General features: G+C 52.0%; 6 protein-coding genes and 1 pseudogene. 5 read left to right on the top strand and 2 right to left on the bottom strand.

Annotated features, from left to right (window positions below; all coding sequences use genetic code 11):
* Positions 1 to 29 precede the first annotated feature (29 nt).
* Positions 30 to 386 (bottom strand): putative quinol monooxygenase, encoded by a 357-nt coding sequence (locus tag LH51_RS04075; RefSeq protein WP_036519999.1) that lies wholly within the window; start codon positions 384 to 386, stop codon positions 30 to 32.
* 109 nt (positions 387 to 495) lie between these two features.
* A complete protein-coding gene (locus LH51_RS04070; RefSeq protein ID WP_235263502.1) occupies positions 496 to 960 on the bottom strand; it encodes a GNAT family N-acetyltransferase in 465 nt (154 codons plus the stop codon).
* Positions 961 to 1,159: 199 nt separating this feature from the next.
* Here LH51_RS04070 and LH51_RS18795 point away from each other — a divergent pair, with 199 nt between their 5' ends.
* The 5 genes and pseudogenes from LH51_RS18795 (at position 1,160) to LH51_RS18785 (ending at position 4,769) form a co-directional block, all read left to right on the top strand.
* A complete protein-coding gene (locus LH51_RS18795) occupies positions 1,160 to 1,573 on the top strand; it encodes a hypothetical protein (RefSeq protein ID WP_052063426.1) in 414 nt (137 codons plus the stop codon).
* 58 nt (positions 1,574 to 1,631) lie between these two features.
* Positions 1,632 to 3,510, top strand: a pseudogene (gene recQ / locus LH51_RS04060) (DNA helicase RecQ).
* A 15-nt stretch (positions 3,511 to 3,525) separates the two neighbouring features.
* A complete protein-coding gene (locus LH51_RS04055; protein ID WP_036519998.1) occupies positions 3,526 to 3,942 on the top strand; it encodes a YqaA family protein in 417 nt (138 codons plus the stop codon).
* Between the two features lie 30 nt (positions 3,943 to 3,972).
* A complete protein-coding gene (locus LH51_RS18790; protein ID WP_052063425.1) occupies positions 3,973 to 4,458 on the top strand; it encodes a hypothetical protein in 486 nt (161 codons plus the stop codon).
* Positions 4,425 to 4,769 (top strand): hypothetical protein, encoded by a 345-nt coding sequence (locus LH51_RS18785; RefSeq protein WP_052063424.1) that lies wholly within the window; start codon positions 4,425 to 4,427, stop codon positions 4,767 to 4,769. Before LH51_RS18790 ends, LH51_RS18785 begins: the two co-directional genes overlap by 34 nt.
* Positions 4,770 to 4,817: the final 48 nt, after the last annotated feature.

Below are 4,817 nucleotides of genomic sequence, written 5' to 3'. Positions count from 1 at the left end.
CTAGGCTCTAACAAAGAGGGACTAGGCTCCTACAATAGGGGCGGGCACCTAAAAAGTGGGGGCTCAGCCTCATCCGAATAAACGCACACATTCCAGTCAGCGGCTAGCCCATCTTCAGCTAGGCAGTAGCGTTCGAAAAAGTTGCTGATCTCATCGCGTTGGCAGTGAGCTTCAAAGCTTGGCATGTCTTTCCAGATTTCATGGAAGACGATGGGGAAACTGGTGCCTTCGGCAAAGGAGCTTTGGATCTGGCGGGTGACGGTGTATTGAATGCAGCCGTCTTCTCTTAGGGTGTTAGGTTCAAGGGATTGCAGGACTTTGAACAGTTCAGTGTCTTTTCCGGGTTTGGGAAGGAATTGAGCGGTGCAGTAAACTTTGGATGACATAAACGGGCCTCTGATTGTGTGACTGTTGGCCGATCTTAACGCCGAAGCGGATGTATTCCAAGGGTTTGCCCAGCTTAAGCGCCCAATACCTTTTGATAAAACACCAAATCTAACCAGCGATCAAATTTGTAGCCAACCTGGGGCAGTCTGCCGGTTTCCTGGAATCCCAGTGCCTGGTGCAAGGCGATGCTGGCGGTATTGTCGGCATCGATAGCCCGATCATGCAGTGGTATTGCTGTGAATTAGCGCGTTCGATCAGTGCTTGCAGTAGTACTTTGCCGATTCCCTGGCCACGATAGTTCGGGTGCAGATAAATAGAGTGTTCGACGGTGCTATTAAAGGCGGGGTAGGGACGAAAGCGACCATAGCTGGCAAACCCCATCAGTTGCCCGTGTTCATCAACGGCACCGATCACTGGCAGGTTGAGTTGTTGCTTATCGGCAAACCAGCGGTCAATGGTCTGTCGGTCACGGGGCAGGTATTCGTACAGGGCCGTGGTGTTGAGGATGGCATCGTTAAAGATGGCTAAAATGGCGTCACCCTGTTGCTGGTTCTGGCAATTGATCAAGTGCATGCTGGTTGTGTCATTAAGTCTGAGGGAGTAGGGGCGGCAAGTGGCTGCCGCTTTGTGTCAATGTTGGTCTCTGTTACCTATGATATTTTTTTCATCATAAGGCAAGCCTTTGTTTCTGTGTAGCGATTTTTTTATTGGTCTGTGTTTTGCTTTTAATTCTTTTGTTAAGGAGGTAAAAGTCTGAATAGGAGAATGAGAGATGAGAATTGATCAGACACAGGTTAACAATGCACGTATAGGGCACCCTGACAGCAGTTCAAGGGTTAATAAATCAACTGCATCGGGCGGGTTTGGCGATCTGCTTGAACAGATGCTACAGCAGCCTTCTCAGCAAACGAAGTTGCCTGATACATCTGAGAATTCGAAGCCTGCTGATGAAGTGACCTTGCAAGAGCAACGTGAGGCCGTTCGGGATCAGCTGTTGGCACTGTTGGATATGACCCCGGCCGAGCGTATTCGCTATGCCTATTTGCAGTCGAAAGGAATAACCGAGGAGCAATTGGCTAGTTTACCGCCTGAAGAGCGCGAGAAAATTGAAGCCGAGATTAAGGAAGAGCTAAAAAACAAGCTGGGTACTGTTGCGGATAATGGAGAAGAACGCGCCGCGGGTTGACGGGGTTAAGCAGATTCACGGATGACAAGCTGCGGGGGTTCGCGGATAATACCCGCCCATGACACAACACGCCGCGTTATTTGAATCTGCCCGAAAAAATCTGGCTGAAGTTTTTGGTTTTAGCCAGTTCCGTCCACCGCAGGATGAGGTGGTCGGCACCTTGCTGTCTGGCCAGGATGCACTGGTAGTAATGCCAACCGGTGGGGGGAAATCCCTGTGTTACCAGTTGCCATCTTTGGTGCGCAGCGGTACCGGAGTTGTAGTTTCACCGCTGATTGCGTTGATGCAGGATCAGGTGAGTGCCTTGTCTCAGTTGGGGATTCGGGCGGGTTGCCTGAATTCGTCGATTGCCTTTGAACAGCTGCAGCAGACGGAGCAACAGTTGCTGACTGGACAGCTCGATCTGCTCTATGTTGCCCCTGAGCGCTTATTGCAGCCGCGTACCTTGTCTTTGCTGCAACGTACTGAAGTTGCGCTGTTTGCTATCGATGAAGCCCATTGTGTGTCGCAGTGGGGGCATGACTTTCGTCCTGAATATATGCAGTTGGGACAGTTGGCAAACTTGTTTCCGGGGGTGCCACGGGTTGCCTTAACGGCTACAGCCGATGCGCGTACGCGTGATGAAATTGTTAAACGTCTGGAATTGACCAATGCCCGGCTGTTTGTTCAGGGCTTTGACCGCCCCAATATCCGCTACCGCATCGGTCAGAAAGAGAAAGCCCGTGAACAATTGCTGCGTTTTATCCGCACCGAGCATGAGCAGGATGTCGGTGTCGTTTACTGTCTATCGCGTAAACGCGTGGAAGAAACCGCTGCATTTTTGTGTGATAAGGCTTTAACGCCTTGCCTTACCACGCGGGATTATCGGCAGATCTGCGCCAACACCATCAACACCGTTTTCTGACTGAAGAATCGATCATAATGGTGGCCACCATTGCCTTTGGTATGGGCATCGATAAACCCAATGTGCGTTTTGTGGCACACCTGGATCTGCCCCGTTCAATTGAAGCTTATTACCAGGAAACCGGGCGTGCAGGGCGTGATGGCTTACCGGCCGATGCTGGATGGTGTATGGCTTGCAGGATGTATTGTTTTTGCGACAAATGCTGGAAAGCTCACAGGCTGAAGATCGTTATAAACAGGTGGAGCGGCAAAAGCTGGAGGCGATGCTGGGGTTGTGTGAGATCACTACCTGCCGTCGTCAGGTGTTGTTGAGCTACTTTGGTGAGCCGGATCATCCGCCTTGTGGGAACTGTGATACCTGTCTTGAACCTGTGCCTGTCTGGGATGCTACTGATGCGGCACGCAAGGCGCTGTCAGCAGTTTATCGCAGTGGTCAGCGCTTTGGTGTGAATCATGTGGTGGATATATTACTGGGGCAGGAGACAGATAAAGTTCTCCAGAACCAGCATCAGCGTATCAGCACCTGGGGTATTGGCAAGGAGCTGGATCGTAATCAGTGGCGCTCGGTGTTTCGCCAGTTGGTTGCACGAGGCTTGTTGAATGTGGATGCCGAAGGGCATGGCGTGCTGTTGCTGAATGATCGCTGTCGTGGCTTGCTACGAGGTGAAGAAACCATTGAGCTGCGCAAAGATCCTCGTATACCTTCTGGTAAAGGCAAGAAAGATTATCGCAGCGCCGCGCGGCGTGATCGGGCCAATCCGGCCATGCGTCGCCTGGAGCCTGCTGAAGAAAATCTCTGGGAAGATTTACGTGCCCTGCGTAAACGTTTGGCTCAGGAGCAGGACGTGCCGCCTTATGTGATTTTTCATGATGCCACGCTGATGGAGATGGTGATCTATCGTCCTCAGACTGAACAGCAGATGCGCAGTCTGAGCGGTATAGGTGAGCGTAAATTTGATCTGTATGGTGAGGCGTTTCTGGCATTGATTGAAGAGCATCAAACGGCTCCAAATGCCTGGGTCAGACCCGTATGATAACGCTGGTGGGGAATGGAGGTTAGTTTACTGGCACTGTTTGTCAGTGCCTTTATCTCGGCAACCTTGCTACCTGGCGGTTCTGAAGCCCTGCTGGCCTGGATGGTGCATCAGGGAGACTATCCACTCACACCCTTGATCCTGAGCGCAACGGCCGGAAATCTGTTGGGCAGCCTGGTGACCTTTGGCATGGGAGCACTGCTGCGAACCCGCTATCCGCTAAAAACACTGGAGAAACCACAGCATCAGCATGCGCGGCGCTGGATTGAACGTTATGGAGCATTGGCACTGGTGATGGCCTGGTTACCGATTATTGGTGATCCCTTGTGTTTTGTGGCCGGTTGGCTGGGTGTGCGCTTCAGTTTGAGTGTATTGACTATCGCACTGGGTAAGCTGTTGCGTTATCTTGTTGTTGCAGGCATTTTTATGTGAGAGTTTTCTAAATGAGGTAGATGAATATCCATGACCCGCCGCGCACTCTTCAGTCTTTTGCGTACCTTGCTGCTGACACTGTTAGTGATGGTACTGCTGCTGAATGTGTGGTTTTCGCAAACGCGTCAGGAAAACTGGCAAACTCCTGCCACTGTATGGATTTATCCTCTCAATGCGGATGATGATCCTGCCACGCAAGCCTGGATAGACACCCTGTCTGATGCCAGTTTTGATGATATGGAAGCGTTTTTTGATCGTGAATCGCGCCGTTATCGTCTGGGGCTGGAGCAACCTATACAGGTGAATCTGGCGGCGCAGCTGGATGTTCTGCCTCCCGATATTCCGCTCGAACCCAGTATTGTTGATGCGGTGATCTGGGCGTTGAAAATGCGCTTTTGGGTGTGGCGCATGATGATTCGGTTCGTGAACCTCATGCCATTCGGGTCTTCATTCGTTTCTATGCCCAGGATAATCCCGGCCCCATGCAGCATTCGCTGGGTTTGCAGAAAGGACTGATTGGCTTGGTTAATGGCTATGCCGGAGAGGCCCATGCCGGGCGTAATAATCTGGTGGCGGCGCATGAACTGCTGCACACGCTGGGCGCGACCGACAAATATGATATGGATACTCTGGAGCCCCTCTGGCCGGATGGCTATGCCGATCCTACCCAGTATCCGCTGTATCCTCAAACACGTGCTGAAATCATGAGTGGCCGTCTGCAAGTCTCCCCCGGTTGGCTAATGTTGCCACCGAGCCTGGATCATGCCGTGATCGGCCCGGCAACCGCGATAGAAATTAACTGGTTGGCACCTCATAACAACCTGTAGGAGCCCGGTCCCCGGGCGAAGGGTGCGCTCACAGAGTGAGCTCCTACA

Origin of the sequence: Nitrincola sp. A-D6 (assembly GCF_000764495.1) — a bacterium.
In the GTDB taxonomy this organism is placed as follows: domain Bacteria; phylum Pseudomonadota; class Gammaproteobacteria; order Pseudomonadales; family Balneatricaceae; genus Nitrincola.
The sequence above is the reverse complement of the archived record's forward strand: the minus strand, read 5'-3'. Positions and strand labels throughout refer to the sequence as shown.

Excerpts from the sequence above, each read along its gene's own strand:
- LH51_RS18790 (WP_052063425.1), top strand. The coding sequence starts at position 3,973 with ATGACCCGCCGCGCACTCTTCAGTCTTTTGCGTACCTTGCTGCTGACA.
- LH51_RS18795 (WP_052063426.1), top strand. The coding sequence starts at position 1,160 with ATGAGAATTGATCAGACACAGGTTAACAATGCACGTATAGGGCACCCT.
- LH51_RS18785 (WP_052063424.1), top strand. The coding sequence starts at position 4,425 with ATGCAGCATTCGCTGGGTTTGCAGAAAGGACTGATTGGCTTGGTTAAT.
- LH51_RS04070 (WP_235263502.1), bottom strand. The coding sequence starts at position 960 with ATGCACTTGATCAATTGCCAGAACCAGCAACAGGGTGACGCCATTTTA.
- LH51_RS04055 (WP_036519998.1), top strand. The coding sequence starts at position 3,526 with ATGGAGGTTAGTTTACTGGCACTGTTTGTCAGTGCCTTTATCTCGGCA.
- LH51_RS04075 (WP_036519999.1), bottom strand. The coding sequence starts at position 386 with ATGTCATCCAAAGTTTACTGCACCGCTCAATTCCTTCCCAAACCCGGA.